A 19,718-nucleotide genomic window follows, 5' to 3' on the forward strand; every position below is an offset into this window, starting at 1 on the left:
TTAATAAACCGACCCTGTTACAATGGCTGTTCCGAGCGTGAGAAGGAAAAGCACACCTGCAATAATCCAGCCCGCCCGCTTCGACATGCCTGTTACGATCGGAAGCCCGATTCCTGTCAGAATCACAGACCAGATTGTGAAAATTTCAAAAGCACTCAGGATGCCCCCGGCTGTTCCTTCAAGCCCCAATAGGCCATTTAAGCTGGTTACATTTGGGTCTGTTCCAGCCGCCACAGCAACGCCTAAATTAATGATCTGGCCAATTGTGGTAATGAACATAATGAATAGGGAAAAAGTGACCATTCGTTTGAATGTCGTTTCTCCGCCCGCTAATTTAACAAGTAAAAGCGAGATACCGGCACTGATGATGACCGTAAGAGGAAAAATAAAAATGCTTGATACTGCAGTTGTAATCATCGCAATATTTTGTGCTTGTTCAGCCGAAAGCCCGCTCGATTCCAGAGCACCTACCGATTCCGGGAGAAGGGCGGTCAGCATTGTAGCTGCCGTGAAAAAAAGAAAAACAATTAATCCGGGAATCCAAATCACCGGCCGCTCTCTCATTCTTTTAAATTGTTCAACGGGACCCGTAATAAAACGAAAGAGAGAGGGCTTTGGGCCGGTTGGAACGACAGTTTTTTCAGTCATTGCTTTTAACTCCTTTTACAATAAAATTATGTACAAAGACTCATACGTATTATTTTGCAAAAGGTTTCATATTTTCTATAAAAATGGTAAATAAAAACTGCCCCAAAAGGAGGCAGTTTTATCATTCTGTTAAAATATAATGTTGTCCAACTACATCATTCTCAAAACCTACATGTTTAGTGACCGTTCTTGGCCGAAGCATAGAAGAAGCGGCATTCGCGGGGGCTCCGCTTTCCAAGGGGCAGGCGGTGAGCTCGTCTTCGCCACCTCGCGGCAAAGCCGATCTCACCTGTCCCGCTAGTCCCTTAGGAGTCTACGCCCCGCGCCTGCTGCCTTAGTGGGGAAGAAAGGAAGACAGAGAAACCCAGTGTGTTTCCCTTTCTTTGCTGGAAAGAACAGAAAAAACCTTTCAACCTCTCTTTTTTTCAGAAGCGCAACGGGCGAAGGACTGCCGGCGCAGACTCCCGCGGGACGAGCGGACAGGGTGAAACAGGCAGCGCGAAACGATGGCTGGTTCAGCGTTCGCCCCTGCTGTTAGCGCAGCCGCCAGTCCGGGGACCACCGGCGATGTTTTTCAAAAGGGGAAGGCTTTCGGACAAGCTAAAAAAGAAACATGCTATATACACTTTTGAAAAAATGAAATTCCTCTTAACTCTGTGTTTTTCAACACTAGGAAAAAACTGCCCCAAAAGAAGGCAGTTTTGTCTGTTAATCAATATCTTTTCCCGCAGCTTCACGGATTTCTGTTCGTTTTTGATAAAGGTTAGAAAGAATGGTTTTCACTACGCCGTAAAACGGAATAGCAAGAATAACGCCCCAAATGCCGGCGATATTTCCAGCAGCCAAAATAACAGTAATCACGGTAAGCGGATGGACATCGAGCGCTTTGCCCATGACGTTTGGCGAAATAAAGTTGCTTTCAACCTGCTGGGCAATCAGCATAATAATCGCTACATACAGGGCCATTTGCGGCTCCTGCAGGAGGGCAATAAACATAGCTGGCACAACCGCCAGGTAAGGGCCAAGAAACGGAATGACATTTGTAATCATACCGAAAAGCGCCAATAACAGAGCGTAATCCAGGCCAATAATTAAGTAGCCAATCAACAGCATTATACCAACAAGAAAGCTGACCAAAAGCTGTCCTTGAATATAAGAACGAAGAGTTACGTCCAGATCATGCAGTGTTTTACGAACCCATGTTCTGCGCTCTCCACTAAAAAAGCCGGCTACGAACGGCGCGAATTTTTCGTGATCCTTCAACATGTAAACCAGGAAAAAAGGTGCCAATACAAGAAGAAATAGTCCCTGGAAAAAGTTTTGAAGAAACGTCAGCAGCCAGGAGCCGAAGCCCACAGTCCAATCATTTAAATTGTTAGAAACATTGCTGATCGCACTTTCAACAGATTCCTGCGCTTGAGGTGGAAGGTCATCCCGATGGTTGAGCAGGTAATCCACCCATTTTTCACCTTCCTCAATCATTTGCGGTGTGTTTTTGGCTAAAGAGCCGGCTTGTTCGCTGATTACAGGCGCGATCATCGCATAAATAAGCCAGAATACGGCTACAACCACAACAAGCACAAATGTAATGGAAGCCCAGCGCGGCAGCCCTTTTTTCTCAAGAAAATGAAGAAGCGGCCGTGTTAAGTAAAAAAGCACCCCGCCAATTAAAAGAGGCAGGAAAATCGTGCTGGCGATAATAATAAGAGGGTTAAAGACTTCATGAATTTGCTGAAACATAAAGATAATCAGCATCGCCAGTAAAATACCAATTCCTGTTTGAAACCAAAGTTTGTTTGTCAAAAAAAAGACACTTCCTTTCTAGGCAACATATATCATTACCCGATTATACGAAAAAAAAGCCGGTAGGTTCCGGCTTTTTAAAAATAAAGATGGGCAACTCCTGCAATAATCGGCAAAGAGATCAACGTGCGGATGATAAAAATAAGAAACAAGTCTTTAAAAGAAACGGGAATTTTTGTTCCGAGAAGTAGTCCGCCTACTTCTGACATATAAATAAGCTGCGAGACTGATAAAGCCGCAATTACGAACCGTGTCAGCTCGCTTTGAATGCTTTCACCTAAAATCGCCGGTAGAAACATATCCGCAAACCCGATCATAATCGTTTCAGATGCTTCTTTTGCGAATGGAATGTTTAAAAGCTCAAGCAGCGGAACAAACGGTAGGCCAAGCCATTGAAAAATCGGCGTGGATTCCGCAATCACCAGAGCTGTTGTGCCGATAGCCATGACAATCGGGATAACACCGAGCCACATATCGAGCACATTTTTTACACCGTCGGCAGCTGTTTCGGACAGCTTGTTTTGGCCGGCCCGCTTCACAGCCTGTTCGTATCCGTATGAAAGCGGCGTGTATCCGTCTGGAATCGATTCATCGTCCGCATGACGGGGAGTTTCGTCAATAAAGGTATCGGGCTTTCTGGAGAGCGGCGGAATCCGCGGCATAATGAGTGCACAGGCAATTCCTGCTAAAACAACCGTTAAGTAAAACGGAATAAAATACTCATCCAGGCCGACCTGGCCAAGAACAACAAGACAAAAGGTAATAGAAACGACTGAAAACATCGTTCCGATAATAGCTGCTTCTTTTTTTGTATAAAAACCTTCCTCATACTGCTTACTTGTCAGCAAAACCCCAATCGTTCCATCTCCAAGCCATGAAGCGAGTGCGTCTACCGAAGAGCGGCCCGGCAGTAAAAAAAGCGGGCGCATCACCTTTGTTAAGGAATAACCGACAAATTCAAGCAAGCCAAAATTAAGCAGGAGAGGCAGAAGAAACCCGGCAAATAAAAAGACTGCAAAAAGAACAGGCAGCAGGCTGAACAGAAGTGTACCGCCCGTTGCATCAGACCAAACGGCCTTCGGACCAAGGTGGAAATAAGACATAACCGCAAAAACGGCACCTGCCAGGCGGACAATCAGCCAAAATGGCGAAAGATTAAAAAGAGCCGCTGCAAAAGCAGAACGGTGTAAAAACGCCGGACGAATGAGCTTCACAATAAGTGTTAACAAAGCAGACAGCACGATCAGTCCCATCACAATAGTGGGAATCGCATCTCCAAGGACTTCTTGAAGCCAGGCTGATAAAACCGCGATCGGAATCGTCATACCATCTTCCATCGGCACAGGGGTTATAAACAATAAAATCCCGATTGCAGATGGAATGATAAACTGCAAAAGGGAACCAGGTTTACGCATATATAAATCCTTTCTTTGTATAAAAATTCATTATATGCACATTTTAATTCATTCCTTTTAAAAAATCTATGCTTCAGCACATATTCGTAAAATACAGAATTTTGATTGCGCTTACATGTGCTGTGCAGCTTGAACCCAGTGTTTTTACGGATTCCGAACTATTTTCATGTTAAAATAGGGGGGAATGAAATTAAAACAAGAAGGTGACACGAATGATTACGAGCATCGCAACAGATATGGATGGAACGTTACTAAACGGCAAAATGGAAGTGAGCGAAGAAAACCGTGCTGCTTTGAAAAAAGCGCAGGAGCTTGGGATCGAAGTCATTGTGGCAACAGGGCGCTCTTTCAAAGAAGCCCGTTTTGCCCTAGAAGGAACCGGGATTGAATGTCCAATTATTGCAGTAAACGGTGCGGAAATTCGTGACGCAAAAGGCGAAATTATTCAATTCACAGCGATTGAAGACGATCTGGCGTATGACTTGTACCGGCGTTTAAAAGATGTAGGTGTGTACTTTGAAGTGTACACCAATCAAGCAACCTACACAGACAATGCAGAAAAAGCAGTAGAGCTGTTGGTTGATATTGTTCTGTCTGCACACCCGGAAACGAACGTAGAAGAAATCCGTGAGCAGGCTAAGCTTCGTATTGAGCATGGTCTTGTGAAGCTAGTGAATGATTACGAAGAAATTATTCGTGATACAAGCCAGCACATTTATAAATTTTTTGTGTTTTCAACAGATCACAAGCTGCTTCAGCGAGCAGCAAACCGGCTTGATGGCATCAACGGCGTAGCGGTCAGCTCATCGGGTAATGAAAATCTAGAAATTACGAATGATCAGGCACAAAAAGGCATTACGCTTGAAAAGTACCTTGCCGATAAAGGACTTTCTATGAAAGATGCACTGGCTGTTGGTGATAACTACAATGACCTGTCCATGCTTGAAAAAGCTGGATACTCTTACGCTATGGGCAACGCAGATGCCAATATTAAAAAAGTAGCTCGTTTTGAGACGTCCCGTAATGAAGAAAGTGGAGTGGCAAAGGCGATTGAAGATGCACTAGAAAGAACTGCGGTCAAATGATAAAATAATTCATACAATTCGCAATAAGAAGGAGAATTCGCCTTGTCTAAAGTATCAATAGAGGAAATCGTCGTGGCGAACCAGGTTTTAAAAGACGTGGTCACCAAAACGCCGCTTCAAAAAAATGAACTTTTATCAGCCCGTTACGGCTGTAATGTGTATTTAAAGCGTGAAGATTTACAGATTGTTCGCTCCTTTAAACTGCGCGGTGCGTATAACTTTATCCGGAGTCTGACGGAAGAGGAGCGGGCAAAAGGTGTAGTATGCGCAAGTGCCGGCAACCATGCGCAGGGTGTGGCGTATTCCTGCTTTGCTCTCGGCATCGAAGGAAAGATTTTTATGCCGTCCACGACGCCGCGTCAAAAAGTATCGCAGGTAAAACGGTTCGGCGGCGATAACGTGTCGGTTGTTTTAACAGGAGATACATTCGACGATTCTTACACAGCGGCCATGGCTTATTGTACGGAAGAAGAAAAAATGTTTGTTCATCCGTTCGATGATTACCGGACAATTGCCGGACAGGGAACAGTCGCAGTTGAAATCTTGAACGATATGCAGGAACCCATTGATTATATGTTTTGTTCCATCGGCGGCGGCGGCCTTGCAGCAGGCGTCGGCTCTTACTTAAAGGGGATCAGCCCGTCTACAAAGCTAATCGGTGTTGAACCTGAAGGAGCTGCCGGCATGAAAGCTTCCTTGAACAGCGGACAGGTAACCCGTCTAGAAACGATCGATCCGTTTGTCGACGGTGCAGCCGTTAAACAAGTTGGTGATTTGACAATGGATATTTGCATGGACGTACTTGATGGCATATCCGTTGTTCCAGAAGGCAAAGTATGCACGACGATTCTGCAGCTGTACAACGAAAATGCGGTCGTAGCAGAGCCGGCAGGGGCACTTTCCGTAGCCGCACTTGATTTTTATAAAGATGAGATCAAAGGGAAAAACGTGGTTTGTGTGATTAGCGGCGGCAACAATGATATTGAGCGGATGCAGGAAATCAAAGAACGCTCGCTCATTTATGAAGGATTAAAGCATTACTTTATCGTTACGTTCCCGCAGCGCGCCGGAGCGCTGCGCAAGTTTATGGCTCAGGTGCTAGGTGAGCACGATGACATTACCCGCTTTGAATACACAAAGCGCACCAATCGTGATGAAGGACCGGTTCTGGTCGGCATTGAGCTAAAGCATAAAGAAGACTATGCGCCGCTTGTAAAGCGCATGGAAGAAAACGGCTTCCCGTACATGGAAATCAACAGTGATCCACTGCTGTTTAACCTGCTTATTTAAACGGGCATTAAAAAAGCTGATCTGCAAACGCAGATCAGCTTTTTATGTCGGTTACTTTGTCTTTGTCATCGAATGTATAGGTCCAGAAATACTCATAGTTAAACCGGTCGTGCAGCTCGCTTCCTTCTTCCGCGACACTTGCTTCAAGGTCTTTTAGCATCCAGATCGTCTGCGAAATGTGAGCTTTCATGGCCTCCAGCTTTTTATCATACACGTGTCGGATATCATAGTGAATATCCGCTGCGCCAATTTCCTCTAATGTGTTATTCGCAAACGCTACACAGTGAAGCTTTGGACGCTTGCTCTCTTCAATCGCCCGTACTGCTCGTACAACGGCTCGTGCTGTTGCTTCATGATCTGGATGAACAGAGTAGCCCGGATAAAAAGTGATAATGAGTGAAGGGTCCAGCTCATTGATCAAATCTGTTACAAGGTTCATCATTTTTTGATCGTCTTCAAACTCTAGTGTTTTATCGCGAAGACCCATCATGCGTAAATCCTGAATGCCGATGGCTTCGGCAGCTTTTTGCAGCTCGGCTTTGCGGATATCCGGCAGGGACTCGCGCGTAGCGAATGGAGGATTACCGAGGTTACGGCCCATTTCACCGAGCGTTAAGCAGGCATAGGTAACCGGCGTTTTACGACCGGTATGAATGGCGATTGTTCCCGATACTCCAAATGCCTCATCATCCGGGTGAGGAAAGATGACAAGCACGTGGCGCTCTTGTTCAATTTCCATTGTTTCTGTCATCGTCTTCAGTCCTTTCGTTACTTAAAAGGCGTCGTGCCCAGCTGAAGGGCGACTGCCAGTTTTCCATCAAAATCATGTCCAGCCATCAACAAATGTCCGCTTTCATCAAATCCGTAATGAGTGAGTCCCTCTGCATAGACCCAGCCAATTGCAAGCTTCAGCCCAACACGAAAAGGACCATCGCCTACAATTTTGCCGTGTTCATATGTAAGCTTTGCATTGCGGATATAAGCACCTGCAGAGAAAAACTTTTCGTTAAAATGTGATGCGTAAGCGCCGTTTGTCGTTTCCATATGAAGGTATACTTCCTGGCCGGCAAACTTATTAATAAGCTCCTGTACCTTTTCAGGTAAAATCGGTTCCATGCCCGTTGACCTCCCGTCGAATTTCGTTCTTGCCCTATTGTACTAAAAAATAGTTCGAATGGCGAAAATCCCGCTTTTTCAGTATGATAAAGAAGAAATCTATTAAGTAGGGGTGGTACATATGATTAAAAACATTATTCAAGAACGCCGTTCCATTAAAAAGTTTAATGGCAAGCCTGTAGCGCTGGCCGATGTAACGGCTGTGTTAGAAGCTGCTGTATGGGCACCGAATCATGGCTGCCGTGAGCCGTGGCGCTTTGTTGTTGCGGCGGAAGAAGGGCTCGAGGCCATCCGGAATACATTAAAAGAATGCACGATTCCTAAATGGAACACGCTTTCGGAGGAAGAGCTCAAGAAAAAAACAGCGGGCTTTGCACTTCCAGGAGCTTTTGTTTTTGTGATTGTGCCGGAAGATCCACGCCAAAAAGAACGGCTGGAAGATTTCTCGGCTGCGAGTGCGCTTATTCAAAATGCCCAGCTGCTGGCCTGGGAGCAGGGTATCGGTACATGCTGGAAAACACCGGCCTGGCTGGACGCGCCAAAGTTTCGTGAAGCGCTTGGTGTAAAGCCAGGAGAGCGAATTTTAGCACTGCTTCAGTTCGGTTATTACGATGAGCTGCCACCGGCAAAAGAGCGAACGCCGATTCAGGAAAAAATCACATATTTTAAATAAAAAATCCCGTCCATCTGGACGGGATTTTTTTGTTATTTTTGATTGTAGGCGCCGTGCATCACTGGGCCAACGTACTCGTTTAGCTTCCAGCCGTGTTTGATTGCCGCATTTACGAAATCTTTCGCATTGTGGACGGCTGTTTTGACATCCTGTCCATTTGCCAGGTTTGCTGTAATGGCAGCCGCAAATGTACAGCCTGCTCCGTGGTTGTAAGGCGTTTGGTGTTTTTCGCCTTCTAGCAGCTCAAATTCGTTCCCATCATAGAAGAGGTCAATCGCTTTTTCGCTTTCAAGCTGCTTGCCGCCTTTGACTACAACGTTTTTTGCCCCTAGTGAGTAAATTTTCTGTGCCGCTTCCTTCATCTCGTCAATTGTACGGATCGGGCCGACGCCGGACAGTTGCCATGCTTCAAATAAGTTTGGTGTTACCACCGTTGCAAGCGGAAGAAGAGAGTCACGTGTTGCTTCGGCTGCTTCAGGATTTAATACTTCGTCCTCACCCTTGCAGACCATAACCGGATCGATCACTACTTTTTGGATATTATTCGCTTTAATAGAAGCTGCAGCGGTTTCGATAATTTCAGGAGTAGCAAGCATTCCGGTTTTCAGCGCGTCAATACCGGTTGACATCGCCGTTTTTAATTGAGCTTCGAGTGCATCAATAGCCAGCGGAAATACACCGTGGCTCCAGCCATTTTCAGGGTCCATCGTTACAATCGTTGTCAGGGCAGTCATGCCATAGGTGCCGTGCTCCTGGAAAGTCTTTAAGTCGGCTTGAATTCCGGCACCACCGCTTGTATCTGACCCTGCAATCGTTAATGTCTTTTTCATGATGAAATTCCTCCTTTTTTACACTTCCTTTAGTTTAAGAAACAATGGGCAAATGTACAAGAAAAAACGCCCTTTTTTAAAGGGCGCTGTCATCGTTAGAATCAGCCGTGCTTCGTTGTTCTGTATGTTGATCGGTCGCAACCACTACAATAAGGCCCCGGTCAAGCTGTTCTTCGTACTCGGCTGCTTCGGATTCACCCAGGCCGAGGCTGTGGAGCTTTGCACGTAGCTCATCTCCGCGTTTTTTGAATACGTTGCTGACCGTCCCGGACAAGCCCTGCTCTTTTAAGCCGATTTCACCGCTGTTGGTTGCATCGGTTAACTGCTTGGACTCTTTTTTATCGTAAGCAAACACATAAATGTTTTCTTTAGACAGCCCGTCCTGTGAAAAAGCTGTTACAATACTGGCCGCTTCTGTATGATTTCGAACAATTTTCGCGGTATACAAAGAAAAACCTCCTCGTATTTTCCCGTTTGCTCTTTTATACCCGCCCGCTTTATTTTTAAACAGCCGCTTCTTCCTTTATAATGAAGGAGGAGGTGAGCCGCATGAGTAAAAAAATCTTAACAAATGACTGGGCGCCGCTTCTTGAAGGTGAGTTCGATAAGCCTTATTATCAAGAATTGCGGTCATTTTTAAAGGAAGAATACCGTACACAGGTGATTCATCCAGATATGGACGATATTTTTAATGCACTTCATTTTACACCGTACGAGCATGTAAAAGTGGTGATCCTGGGCCAGGATCCGTATCATGGGCCGAACCAGGCGCACGGCTTGAGCTTTTCAGTTCAGCCAGGCATTAAACCACCGCCATCCTTGAAAAACATGTACAAGGAACTTAAGGAAGATGTTGGATGCGACATACCGAATCATGGGTATTTGAAACAGTGGGCAGATGAAGGTGTTTTGCTGTTAAACACCGTTTTAACAGTTCGAGATGGAAAAGCTCATTCACATCGCAACAAAGGTTGGGAGACGTTTACTGATCAGGTGATCAAGCTGATCAGTGAACGAGAAAAGCCGGTTGTGTTTTTATTGTGGGGAAAACCTGCTCAAAGCAAAAAAGCACTGATCGATACAAGCCGGCATGTAATCATCGAATCGCCCCATCCAAGCCCTTTGTCTGCCTCGCGCGGTTTTTTTGGCAGCCGGCCATTTTCCAAAGCGAATGATGCACTGGCGTCTATGGGGGAGAGCCCCATCAACTGGTGTTTAAACAAACAGGTTTGATTGTAACGTGTAAAAAAGCAAGCCAGCTGACGTTTCACGTGAAACGAAAAGCAGGGAAGGGGCGTGTTGAAAGCGGAACCGAATTGTATGAAATGCCGGCATTTTTTTGTCACGTGGGATGCGCAGGCACCCCGTGGCTGCCGTGCATATGGATTTAAAACGAAACAGCTGCCGTCCGTGGTCGTTAAACGGTCATCGGGCCATCCATGTTTTCAATTTTCGTCGAAAGCAGGTGATAAAAAATGAATGTATCTCATGAGAAAGTGCTGCAGAAAATGGAGCAGGAAATAGCTGCTGCAAGAAATGCCGGCCCGGGAGGAATGGAACGGCACATTTACGTTATTAAGTCGATGTGCGATTTGCTTATCGGTGCCGGGGTGGACATGCCCGCACCTGTACAGGCTGCCACACCAGCTGTCATGATGCCGCCGGCCCAGCCGCCTGTGCAGGTAGCAGGGCAGAAGGAGCGGATTGCCACAGAAGACGGCTCAAACGGAGATTCAATTTTTGATTTTTAAAGGAGTAGAATCATGAAATTATTTATTATTTTAGGGGCTATTCATGCTTTTCTGGCCGTTGCCCTTGGTGCGTTCGGCTCGCATGGGTTAGAAGGACGGGTGGAAGCAAAGTATTTAGACATCTGGAAAACAGCCGTTCAATACCAGATGTTTCATGCGCTCGGCTTACTAATTGTTGGCTTTTTAATCGGTCAGTTTTCAGGCAGCTCTATCCTTAATTGGTCCGGCTGGCTTATGTTCGCGGGCATTATCCTGTTTTCAGGCAGCTTGTTTGTTTTAGTGCTGACCGGTATTGGTAAGCTTGGTGCGATTACACCAATCGGCGGGCTGGCTTTTCTGGCAGCCTGGGTGCTGCTTATTGTGGCAGCCGTTAAAAATATGTAGTGGAAAGAGCGGCTTTCTTGCCGCTCTTTTTTAACCGTTATACGGATAGTCGTATGCAATTTCGCCGTCAAAGGTAGCATAATCCAGGTAAAGAAGTGGAATTAAGTAGCGTTGTCCGCCTGATGGATGGCTTAGGATCAAGTGGTCACGTCCAGCCGCTTCAATTCGGCCGCGGAATACTTTCGCATTCCATTCTTTGTTGTTCTCAAAAGTTGTATACACAGTCACCATTTTACCGCGGTTTAAACGGAAAATATTTTCAATATAAGATTCCTCTACTTGCGGAACGCCAGGACCAGGAGTTACGCTAGGAGGCATTCCCTGCCCCATGCCAGGAGGCATTCCCTGTGGACCGCCCTGGCCCATATTTCCCGGATTCATGCTTCCCTGGTTCATATTTCCTTGAGCTGGCATGTATTGAAATGGATTCATGCAAAAAACGCCTCCTTTTTAGTAAACCGATGGACAAACGGAACGAAGCGGACTAAAAAAGCAATGGGATTTAAATCGGCCGGTGTTCGGCTGGTTATACCACTGAGTCGGGCATCCGCCGGCTGGCTCAAAAAACCAAAGAGCATTGGAAGCTGGATGATAGCGGCCGCCTCTTAATACTTTTCGTGCCAGGTCGATGTCTTGCTGGCGGGCCCCCTGATAAAAATAGCTTTTCTGTGTAGCTTCAAAGCCGCCAGGAGACTGAAAAACCATTTGACGAATCGTACGGATATCCCTGAAATCAAGACAGTCAGCCCGTGTCCGATTTACGCCGACATTGCCAACCATCAGCATACCAAGCGAGCCTTCGCCTTCGGCCTCTGCGCGCATAAGGCGCGCCAAAAGCCTTACATCTTCTTCCGTATGAGCGACAACAGCCACTTCAACACCTCCCGATTTACTTTATGCAAAATGTCCAAAGTCGGTGCAAGGTCCGCACCCGAATGGGATGCTCCTCACAAAACATACCGTACGAGAATGACAGATGTGTCGACAAAAATGGCATACAAAAAACGATGCCTAAAAGACATCGTTTCGGACTGTAGACAAATGATTGATAACGGTCACATGAATCGAATAAATTAGCGGCGTCCGGGCAGCTCCGCTTTCCATGGGGCAGACGCCGAGCCCGACTGCGCCTGGCGACTTCACCGGTCTCGGCTGTCCGCTCGTCCCATAGGAGTCTGCACTGCCCTCCCGCCGCCAAGTGGCTTGCATCAAGAATGTATAGAGCTAAAAAGGTCATATTTTTTCTTTTAAAAGAGAGAAAATATCTATCCAGTCCTTAGCTCTTTGATCTTCAACACTACTTATCGCCTCTTGTTTTTGAAAGAGAAAGACATCGCTTTAAAGGGTTAATTTACATGCATCATTTGAGTGAATTTTTCGTCTGTCAGCAAATGACCGACAAAGAAAGAACCGAATTCACCATAGCGGGCGCTTACTTCATCAAAGCGCATTTCATAAATCAGCTTTTTAAACTGGAGCACGTCATCCGCATAAAGAGTAACGCCCCATTCGTAATCATCAAATCCGACTGAACCGGTAATGATCTGTTTCACAAGCCCGGCATACTGGCGGCCGATCATGCCGTGGCTGCGCATTAAGTTGCCGCGATCCTTCATCGGCAGCATGTACCAGTTGTCCTCGCCCTGGCGGCGCTTATCCATTGGATAGAAGCATACATAATCCGTTTTCGGAAGCTCTGGATACAGGCGCGCACGAATTTGCGGATTTTCATATGGATTTTCATCAGATGACAAGTAATTGCTTAGTTCAACGACCGATACATAGGAATAAGCTGGAATTGTAAATTCAGCGATTTTCAGCTTATTAAATTCTGTTTCAATCACATTTAATTCTGCCATTGTCGGACGCAAAATCATCAGCATAAAATCAGCTTTCTGGCCAATGATACTGTAAAAGGAATGGCTACCGGATTTTAATTCCTGTGTTTCTTCCAGCTTATACAAAAATTTACGGAACTCAGCCAGAGCACCCTCCCGTTCGTTGCTCGACAATGTTTTCCAGGATGCCCAGTCAATCGAGCGGAAATCATGGAGGCAATACCAGCCATCAAGCGTTTTTGCTGCTTCACTCATGTTCTTCATCTCCTATGTAGTGTAGTCCCATTTACTATATCATAAAAAGCTTGAACGACTCTCGCCGGAAGGCTACAGTAAAAGAAGAACATTTTGTGAAGGAGAATCGTTATGGATCAATCAGAATCACTTCTGCGCCGGCCGTTATGGCGGTTTATCGATCAGTCCGCCTATGGGCCTGGATTCAACCCTATTCATTCATTTGCCACGGATGACGCGCTGGCAACAGCAATCGGCGCTGGACAAAGTCCGTCAACGGTACGCGCCTGGGTACACCATGATACAGTTGTGCTTGGCATTCAGGATACAAAGCTTCCTTACTTAAAAGAAGGGGTGCGGGTATTAGAGGATGAAGGGTACCGGGTCATTGTCCGTAACTCCGGGGGACTTGCAGTGCTTTTGGATGAAGGGATATTGAACTTGTCGCTCGTGATGCCGGACACGGAAAAAGGCATTGATATTGACCGAGGCTATGAAGCGATGTATGCGCTCGTTCGCCACATGTTTCCGGAAGCTGATATTGACGCTTATGAAATTGTCGGCTCCTATTGCCCCGGAAGCTATGATCTTAGCATTGGCGGCCGAAAATTTGCCGGTATTTCACAGCGCCGCTTGAAAAAAGGGGTAGCTGTTCAAATCTATTTATGCGTAAACGGCAGCGGGTCGGAGCGTGCCGCAGCCATTCGTGCTTTTTACGAAACGGCTAAAAGGGGAGAAAAAACAAAATGGGCCTACCCGGATATTCAGCCTGAAGTGATGGCCTCACTTGCCGAGCTGACGGGAAGACCGCTTTCGATCCAAGATGTTATTATTCGCTTTTTGACCTCACTGAAAGAAATCGGCGGTCCTCTTGAGAGCGGTTCAATGACTGCGCTTGAAGCCGATATTTTTGATGGTTATTTGCAGCGTGTAATAGAGCGAAACGACCGGGCGCTTGCGTAGTATTACTCAGCTACTTTTTCGAGATTTCCGTTTTGTTCCATTTTAAATGTTACTGCAGAACCTTCTTCGTCATCAAGAGCAACGAATTTGCGGGCACGGTTCATAATCTTCATCAGTGTTTCATAGTCTTCCTGCATCATTTCGGATGATTGCTCAATCTTATCAAGACGGTATTGAAGTTGTTCATTCTCACTGCGAAGCCGTTCATTTTCGGCTTTCACGGCATCAATAGAATCGAGGCTTTGCAGATAGCCGATCACATCCGTCATTGTGATCGTTACACGGCCTTCAGCCGGTGGAGCATACAGCGCTTTTTTCTCGATCGTACGGCTGCGCTGTTTACGCTGCTTTTTGGCCAGGCTGAGTGCTTTTTCATACTGAGTGCGGACAACCGCATTCCAGCGAAAGCCACAAGCAGCGGACGTGCGGTTGAGCAAGTCGCCTACTTCTTCAAATGCGTTTAATTGTGTACTTCCTTCACGTACGTGACGAAGAACCGTTTCAGCGAGCAGCAAATCATTTTCTTCTGACCAGGCATCTTGACGAACTTTCATCTTATCATCTCTCCTTATGAAAATAGTGTCTATGAACAGGTTTGCCAGATATAATGTGTTTTATACGCGGCAAGCTTGCAAACATACTTTTTTCCATGTAAAATATCGGGATGAATAAACGGAAAGGAAGAGTTAATATGGCGAATGAATTTCGCGTATGCGATGATTGCCAGGCAGTCAATCTGAAAACATTGATTCCAAAGCTCGAAAAATTGGATCCAGATGCATCCATTGATGTAAAATGCCAATCTTATTGTGGTCCTGGCCGAAAAAAAACGTTTGCTTTCGTTAATAATCGTCCAGTGGCGGCATTAACTGAAGATGAATTGATGGATAAAATTCAAAAAAAGTTAAAATCATAATGTGAATCACCTTTTCTCTTGAAAAAAGGTGATTTTTTTCTATGTGCTAGCAGTATATGCATTTGTCAATGCGAATTTTCCCATAATAATTGATTTTTCCGTTATAATGAACAAAAAAAGAGATGGGGAGGCGCGCATGTGAGCTACGCAAAGCAGAAATTAAAAGAAGAGAAAGTGTTTAAAGACCCGGTCCATCGCTATGTTCACGTGCGGGATGTAGTCATTTGGGACTTGATTGGCACAAAAGAGTTTCAGCGGCTGCGCCGCATCCGCCAGCTTGGTACAACATACTTTACGTTTCACGGAGCGGAGCACAGCCGGTTTAACCACTCTCTCGGTGTCTATGAAATTGTCCGCCGGATTGTCGATGACGTTTTTCGGAGCAGGCCGGACTGGAATCCGGAGGAACGACTGGTCAGCCTTTGTGCAGCGCTTTTGCATGATGTTGGACATGGGCCGTTTTCCCATTCGTTTGAAAAAGTGTTTGGCCTTGACCACGAAGAATACACAAAACGCATCGTACTCGGAGATACAGATATTAATCGAGTGCTGCTGCGGGTTAGTGAGGACTTTCCGGAAAAAGTAGCCGCAGTCATCAACAAAACGTATCCAAATAAACTTGTAGTCAGCTTGATTTCAAGCCAGATCGACGCGGACCGGATGGATTATCTTCAGCGTGATGCCTACTATACAGGGGTGAGCTACGGGCACTTTGATATGGAGCGTATCCTGCGGGTGATTCGTCCGCGCGAGGAGCAGGCAGTTTTTAAATTAAGCGGTATGCATGCGGTAGAGGATTATATTATGAGCCGCTACCAGATGTACTGGCAGATTTATTTTCACCCGGTTACACGCAGTGCCGAGGTGCTTCTGTCTAAAACTCTACAGCGGGCCAAGCAGCTGTTCAAAGAAGGGTATGCGTTCCGTCAAAAGCCTGTTCATTTTAGTTCTTTGTTTGACGGAGACTGCTCGCTTGACGAATATGTAAATTTAGATGAATCGGTGATTATGTTTTATTTCCACGTCTGGCAGGATGAAGACGATGCCATTTTACAGGATTTGTGCAGCCGGTTTATGAATCGAAATTTATTTAAATACGTAGAATTTGATCCGGAAGCCGAGCAGGAAAAATATGCGGAGTTAGAAGAGCTGTTTCAAAAAGCGGGCATTGATCCGGAGTATTATCTTGTTCATGATTCATCCTCCGACCTGCCGTACGATTTTTATCGGCCGGGCATTGAAACAGAACGGCAGCCGATTTATTTATTGATGAAGGATGATCAAACCCTTCAGGAGTTATCAGGGCGTTCTGATATTGTTGAAGCTATTTCCGGCAAGCGCCGTACGGATCACAAGCTTTACTTCCCGATAGACCTACTGCGTGATGAATCATCTAACCGAACGGCTAAACGAAAGATCAAAAGTATATTAGAATTATATCGAAAGTAAAGGGGATACGTATTTGGATCAATTTCTAGCATTTCAACTCGAACAGCTGCCGTTCGTCATTATTACGCTGCTTGTTGCGTTCACTGTGCATGAATTTGCTCATGCGTATACGGCGTACAAGTTTGGAGATGATACGGCCAAAAATCAAGGACGCCTTACATTAAATCCGGTTCACCATTTAGATCCAATCGGGACCATTTTTATTTTGATCGCTGGGTTCGGCTGGGCACGGCCGGTGCCGGTGAACCGCCGCAATTTTAAAAATCCGAAGCTGGCGGGTGTGCTCGTCTCGCTTGCGGGACCGCTCAGTAACTTTTTAGTTGCGTTTATCGCGACAGGCCTTTTATACGGGATTGGCGCCAATGCAAATAACTTTGCTTTTCAGCTATTGTATATGATGATGTACTTGAATGTACTTTTGTTTGTGTTTAATCTGCTCCCGTTTCCGCCGCTTGATGGCTATCGGATTTTAGAGGATCTGGCACCGCCTAATTTGCGGGTAAAACTGACACAGTATGAACAGTACGGTGTACTGCTGTTTTTAATTTTAGTGATCACGCCACTTGGTGATTACACAGTCCGACCATTTTTAAATGGAGTGACCTCTGCCGTGTTAGCGGGCTTTAATACCATTTTCAGTGCATTTTTGTAAGGAGGAATAGAACCGATGGAGCAAAAAAAGAAAGTCGGCTTTAATATTATCAAAAATGACCCGACTGACGGGCATAAGGGCTTTGGAAAAGGCGCACTTAGCTTAGAACAGGTGTCGCCAGTCATCATCGACGTGGAAGACGATTCCGCTCATATTGACATTGGTGCGATGCACGCTCGCAGCGCAGTGGAAAAAGGCATTAAATTTTTAAAAACGAAGGAAGAAGTACCTGATGCAAAGCCATACTGGCTCGTCTGGGTCACAGTGGACCGGAAAGAAGAAGGGCCTTATTATGCAGGGGTGACTGCTTGCGAAATGACGGTCAATCGTGATATACGCCGCGGATACAAGTCGCTTCCGGAGCACGTAAACCGGATGGACAAATCACTTAAGCGCCATATTATCGTGGATGTAATGGATGACCGATCCAAAGCCATTTTACGTGATTTTCTCGTCAGCCATAACGAAGATATGTGGAATCTTTCTTCGGATGAGCTGAAGAATGGGTTAGCCGTATCAGAAGCGTAAACAAAATAAAATTCATAAAAAAAGCCCGGGGAAATCCCCGGGCTTTTGCGTTACCGAAACCAGTCAGGCAGCTCAGGATAAAGCATATCCTCTGTATGTTCTTCGTCCTGAGGGCATTTTGTTGTTGGTTCGGTTCCGCGCTCAAACAGCAGCTTGTGGCCGCCGCTGCAGGCCGTTCCTGTTTTAACATCTACTTCTGCTTCGACCAGTCCGCTCGGCCACTCAAATTCCTGCGGGCGCCGTCCCTGGTGCGCCTCTTCCATAAACTGTGCCCAAATTACTTTCGCACGTGAACGGTCCTCGGTTTTCGTAATTTCGGCTCCATTGTCATAACCGGTCCACACAACAGAAACAAGAGAAGGAGTAAAGCCCGCCATCCAGTAGTCGTAAGGCGTAGAGCCGGATTTGCCGGCATACGTTCGCGTAAGAGAAGAAGCCATCACAGCGCCGGTCGGTGTGGCATAATCACTCATCTTTTTATCAAACATACCCATCATCAGCCTTGTCAGTATGGCTATTTTTTTTTCATCAAATCGCTGCTCCGGCTGCTTTTTATATTGATAGAGCACCTTTCCATCCATATCCTCTACCCTTGTAATAAATACGGGCTTTGCAAATGAGCCACCGGACGCAATCGTTGCATAAGCGTTGCCTGTTTCAAGAACGGTCATGCCTGACGTGCCAAGGGCAAGAGAAGGAACTGCTTCGAGCTTAGAGGTAACGCCAAACTGCTTCATCGTTTGAACGAGCGTTTCAGGCTCAAGCAGCAGATTCGTTTTTACCGCATAAATATTATCGGAAACAGCAAGTGCTTCCGCCATTGTAACAGCCCGCTCTGCATACTGGCTGTTGAAATTTTTCGGTGAATAATCCCCTTCGAAAGTAGTCCGTTCACTTTTTCTTTTCGATACTGGCGTTAATCCGTGCCCGAGTGCTTCATAATACAAAAAAGGCTTCATTAAAGACCCGGGCTGTCTGTAAGCCTGCACAGCGCGGTTAAATGGACTTTCACGATAGTTGCGCCCGCCGGAGAGAGCGGTCACATAGTGCGTAGCCGGATCAATAGAAACAAGGGCTGATTGAATGGCAGCACCGCTCACAATCCCGTCTGCAATGGCTTTGTCCGCTGCCTTCTGATGCCGCGGCTGAAGTGTAGTGTAGACCTTCAAGCCGCTTTGCTCCCGAAAGCCGAGTGCTTCAAGCTCTCCCCGTACCGCATCAATAAAGTAGGGCGCACTGTTTTCGTCGTCCGCAAAAGCGCCGGTAATACTTGGAGCGTCTGCGACTGCTTTTTCGTATTCATGTTTAGACAAATGCATTTCGGACAAAATAAGCCGGCGGCGCTGTTCGGATTTTTCTCGCGAAACAAGCGGAGAGTAAATCGACGGCCCTTTTGGGATACCGACTAAAAGGGCTGCTTCCGAAGCAGTTAAGGAGGCAGATGATTTTCCGTAGTAAAATTGGGAGGCGGCTTCAATACCATATGCCCCGTGGCCAAAATAAACGGTGTTCAGGTAGCCTTCTAAAATTTCATCCTTCGAATAAAACGCTTCAAGCCGAAGCGCCTGCCACGCTTCTTTCGCTTTGCGTGTCCATGTTTTGTCATGCGTTAAAAAAACATTCCGCGCATATTGCTGTGTAATCGTGCTGGCCCCCTGCACCTTTGCTCCTGCTTTGATATCCGCTAAAGCGGCACCGGCAATCCGTTTTGGGTCCAGGCCAAAGTGATGATAAAATTGTTTGTCTTCAATAGAAACAACTGCATCAATAACGAGGGGAGAGATATCTTCAAGCTTTATCCAGTACCGTTTTTCTCCTGCATGTGTTTCGGCTGCTTTTGTTCCATCAGCCGCATAAAAAAGGGTCGAACGCGGAACTGTGACATCCGGGGGGCCGGCTGCATACAACGCATAAAAAAATACAATAACAGCCCCGATGATCGAAACAAGTATCGCTATGAGCCACTTTTTCATGCTGCACCACCTCTTTTTTCCTTTAGTATGAAAAAAATGGCGAATTTTTAAACGTCTTCATATAAATTCACTATGCTTTTTCGTCAAATTGTTCTATACTTTTTTTTTGGGGCCTGCAGGATGCAGGTCACAAGGGCGCTGCAGCCGGGTGCTGCGTGTTTAGTTCTTGT

The 19,718-nt window shown here is 46.1% G+C and carries 25 protein-coding genes; 12 read left to right on the forward strand and 13 right to left on the reverse strand.

Annotated features, from left to right (window positions below):
• From yknW to VP97_RS04135, 3 genes are all read right to left on the reverse strand, one after another.
• Positions 1 to 648 carry a YknW family membrane protein gene (yknW, locus tag VP97_RS04125; RefSeq protein WP_050180411.1) on the reverse strand — a complete coding sequence of 216 codons (648 nt, stop codon included), beginning with the start codon at positions 646 to 648 and terminating at the stop codon, positions 1 to 3.
• Between the two features lie 708 nt (positions 649 to 1,356).
• Positions 1,357 to 2,451 carry an AI-2E family transporter gene (locus VP97_RS04130; RefSeq protein ID WP_050180412.1) on the reverse strand — a complete coding sequence of 365 codons (1,095 nt, stop codon included), beginning with the start codon at positions 2,449 to 2,451 and terminating at the stop codon, positions 1,357 to 1,359.
• Positions 2,452 to 2,528: 77 nt separating this feature from the next.
• A complete protein-coding gene (locus VP97_RS04135) occupies positions 2,529 to 3,866 on the reverse strand; it encodes a YjiH family protein (RefSeq protein WP_050180413.1) in 1,338 nt (445 codons plus the stop codon).
• Positions 3,867 to 4,078: 212 nt separating this feature from the next.
• Between VP97_RS04135 and VP97_RS04140 the strand changes: the two genes are divergently transcribed.
• Together VP97_RS04140 and ilvA are read left to right on the forward strand one after the other, a co-directional pair.
• Positions 4,079 to 4,951 (forward strand): Cof-type HAD-IIB family hydrolase, encoded by an 873-nt coding sequence (locus VP97_RS04140; RefSeq protein ID WP_050180414.1) that lies wholly within the window; start codon positions 4,079 to 4,081, stop codon positions 4,949 to 4,951.
• Between the two features lie 42 nt (positions 4,952 to 4,993).
• Positions 4,994 to 6,241: a threonine ammonia-lyase IlvA gene (gene ilvA, locus VP97_RS04145; protein ID WP_050180415.1), complete on the forward strand. Its 1,248-nt coding sequence runs from the start codon at positions 4,994 to 4,996 to the stop codon at positions 6,239 to 6,241.
• A 34-nt stretch (positions 6,242 to 6,275) separates the two neighbouring features.
• Here the strand turns inward: ilvA and bshB2 are convergent, their stop codons facing one another.
• Positions 6,276 to 6,974 (reverse strand): bacillithiol biosynthesis deacetylase BshB2, encoded by a 699-nt coding sequence (gene bshB2, locus VP97_RS04150; RefSeq protein ID WP_050180456.1) that lies wholly within the window; start codon positions 6,972 to 6,974, stop codon positions 6,276 to 6,278.
• A 35-nt stretch (positions 6,975 to 7,009) separates the two neighbouring features.
• Positions 7,010 to 7,357 carry a YojF family protein gene (locus tag VP97_RS04155; protein WP_050180416.1) on the reverse strand — a complete coding sequence of 116 codons (348 nt, stop codon included), beginning with the start codon at positions 7,355 to 7,357 and terminating at the stop codon, positions 7,010 to 7,012.
• 121 nt (positions 7,358 to 7,478) lie between these two features.
• Here VP97_RS04155 and VP97_RS04160 point away from each other — a divergent pair, with 121 nt between their 5' ends.
• Complete coding sequence (locus tag VP97_RS04160; protein ID WP_050180417.1) at positions 7,479 to 8,030, forward strand: nitroreductase family protein; 552 nt, start codon at positions 7,479 to 7,481, stop codon at positions 8,028 to 8,030.
• Positions 8,031 to 8,062: 32 nt separating this feature from the next.
• Here VP97_RS04160 and pdxK read toward each other — a convergent pair whose 3' ends face one another.
• Together pdxK and VP97_RS04170 are read right to left on the reverse strand one after the other, a co-directional pair.
• On the reverse strand, positions 8,063 to 8,860 hold the full coding sequence (pdxK, locus tag VP97_RS04165; protein WP_050180418.1) for a pyridoxine/pyridoxal/pyridoxamine kinase: 798 nt from the start codon (positions 8,858 to 8,860) through the stop codon (positions 8,063 to 8,065).
• A gap of 76 nt (positions 8,861 to 8,936) precedes the next feature.
• Entirely contained in the window at positions 8,937 to 9,308 is a 372-nt protein-coding gene (locus tag VP97_RS04170; RefSeq protein WP_050180419.1) for a YflT domain-containing protein, read from the reverse strand.
• 101 nt (positions 9,309 to 9,409) lie between these two features.
• Here VP97_RS04170 and VP97_RS04175 point away from each other — a divergent pair, with 101 nt between their 5' ends.
• The 4 genes from VP97_RS04175 (at position 9,410) to VP97_RS04190 (ending at position 10,995) form a co-directional block, all read left to right on the forward strand.
• On the forward strand, positions 9,410 to 10,093 hold the full coding sequence (locus VP97_RS04175; protein ID WP_050180420.1) for a uracil-DNA glycosylase: 684 nt from the start codon (positions 9,410 to 9,412) through the stop codon (positions 10,091 to 10,093).
• Positions 10,094 to 10,180: 87 nt separating this feature from the next.
• Complete coding sequence (locus VP97_RS04180) at positions 10,181 to 10,339, forward strand: hypothetical protein (protein WP_050180457.1); 159 nt, start codon at positions 10,181 to 10,183, stop codon at positions 10,337 to 10,339.
• Complete coding sequence (locus VP97_RS04185; protein ID WP_050180421.1) at positions 10,336 to 10,611, forward strand: YwdI family protein; 276 nt, start codon at positions 10,336 to 10,338, stop codon at positions 10,609 to 10,611. The genes VP97_RS04180 and VP97_RS04185 overlap by 4 nt, the downstream gene beginning before the upstream one ends.
• 12 nt (positions 10,612 to 10,623) lie before the next feature.
• A complete protein-coding gene (locus VP97_RS04190) occupies positions 10,624 to 10,995 on the forward strand; it encodes a DUF423 domain-containing protein (protein WP_050180422.1) in 372 nt (123 codons plus the stop codon).
• A 30-nt stretch (positions 10,996 to 11,025) separates the two neighbouring features.
• Here VP97_RS04190 and gerQ read toward each other — a convergent pair whose 3' ends face one another.
• From gerQ to hemQ, 4 genes are all read right to left on the reverse strand, one after another.
• Positions 11,026 to 11,427: a spore coat protein GerQ gene (gene gerQ / locus VP97_RS24445; RefSeq protein ID WP_245629829.1), complete on the reverse strand. Its 402-nt coding sequence runs from the start codon at positions 11,425 to 11,427 to the stop codon at positions 11,026 to 11,028.
• Between the two features lie 18 nt (positions 11,428 to 11,445).
• Complete coding sequence (locus tag VP97_RS04200) at positions 11,446 to 11,868, reverse strand: cell wall hydrolase (protein ID WP_050180423.1); 423 nt, start codon at positions 11,866 to 11,868, stop codon at positions 11,446 to 11,448.
• Between the two features lie 138 nt (positions 11,869 to 12,006).
• The gene (locus VP97_RS23670) at positions 12,007 to 12,207 is read right to left on the reverse strand and encodes a hypothetical protein (RefSeq protein WP_156153404.1); all 201 of its coding nucleotides are present in this window, start codon (positions 12,205 to 12,207) and stop codon (positions 12,007 to 12,009) included.
• A gap of 134 nt (positions 12,208 to 12,341) precedes the next feature.
• Positions 12,342 to 13,088, reverse strand: a complete 747-nt coding sequence (hemQ, locus tag VP97_RS04205) for a hydrogen peroxide-dependent heme synthase (protein ID WP_050180424.1) — start codon at positions 13,086 to 13,088, stop codon at positions 12,342 to 12,344.
• Positions 13,089 to 13,199: 111 nt separating this feature from the next.
• Between hemQ and lipL the strand changes: the two genes are divergently transcribed.
• Positions 13,200 to 14,030 carry an octanoyl-[GcvH]:protein N-octanoyltransferase gene (lipL, locus tag VP97_RS04210; RefSeq protein WP_050180425.1) on the forward strand — a complete coding sequence of 277 codons (831 nt, stop codon included), beginning with the start codon at positions 13,200 to 13,202 and terminating at the stop codon, positions 14,028 to 14,030.
• Between the two features lie 2 nt (positions 14,031 to 14,032).
• Here lipL and VP97_RS04215 read toward each other — a convergent pair whose 3' ends face one another.
• Positions 14,033 to 14,584 (reverse strand): RsfA family transcriptional regulator, encoded by a 552-nt coding sequence (locus tag VP97_RS04215; RefSeq protein WP_050180426.1) that lies wholly within the window; start codon positions 14,582 to 14,584, stop codon positions 14,033 to 14,035.
• Between the two features lie 137 nt (positions 14,585 to 14,721).
• Between VP97_RS04215 and VP97_RS04220 the strand changes: the two genes are divergently transcribed.
• From VP97_RS04220 to VP97_RS24180, 4 genes are all read left to right on the forward strand, one after another.
• On the forward strand, positions 14,722 to 14,946 hold the full coding sequence (locus tag VP97_RS04220; protein WP_050180427.1) for a YuzB family protein: 225 nt from the start codon (positions 14,722 to 14,724) through the stop codon (positions 14,944 to 14,946).
• Positions 14,947 to 15,084: 138 nt separating this feature from the next.
• Entirely contained in the window at positions 15,085 to 16,395 is a 1,311-nt protein-coding gene (locus VP97_RS04225; protein WP_050180428.1) for an HD domain-containing protein, read from the forward strand.
• Positions 16,396 to 16,408: 13 nt separating this feature from the next.
• Complete coding sequence (locus VP97_RS04230; RefSeq protein ID WP_050180429.1) at positions 16,409 to 17,047, forward strand: site-2 protease family protein; 639 nt, start codon at positions 16,409 to 16,411, stop codon at positions 17,045 to 17,047.
• 15 nt (positions 17,048 to 17,062) lie between these two features.
• Positions 17,063 to 17,575: a YwhD family protein gene (locus VP97_RS24180; protein WP_050180430.1), complete on the forward strand. Its 513-nt coding sequence runs from the start codon at positions 17,063 to 17,065 to the stop codon at positions 17,573 to 17,575.
• Positions 17,576 to 17,625: 50 nt separating this feature from the next.
• On the opposite strand, the gene VP97_RS04240 is transcribed toward VP97_RS24180, so the two are convergent.
• Positions 17,626 to 19,548 (reverse strand): transglycosylase domain-containing protein, encoded by a 1,923-nt coding sequence (locus tag VP97_RS04240; protein ID WP_050180431.1) that lies wholly within the window; start codon positions 19,546 to 19,548, stop codon positions 17,626 to 17,628.
• Between the last annotated feature and the right edge of the window lie 170 nt (positions 19,549 to 19,718).

Origin of the sequence: Domibacillus robiginosus (assembly GCF_000966195.1) — a bacterium.
Lineage (GTDB): Bacteria > Bacillota > Bacilli > Bacillales > Domibacillaceae > Domibacillus > Domibacillus robiginosus.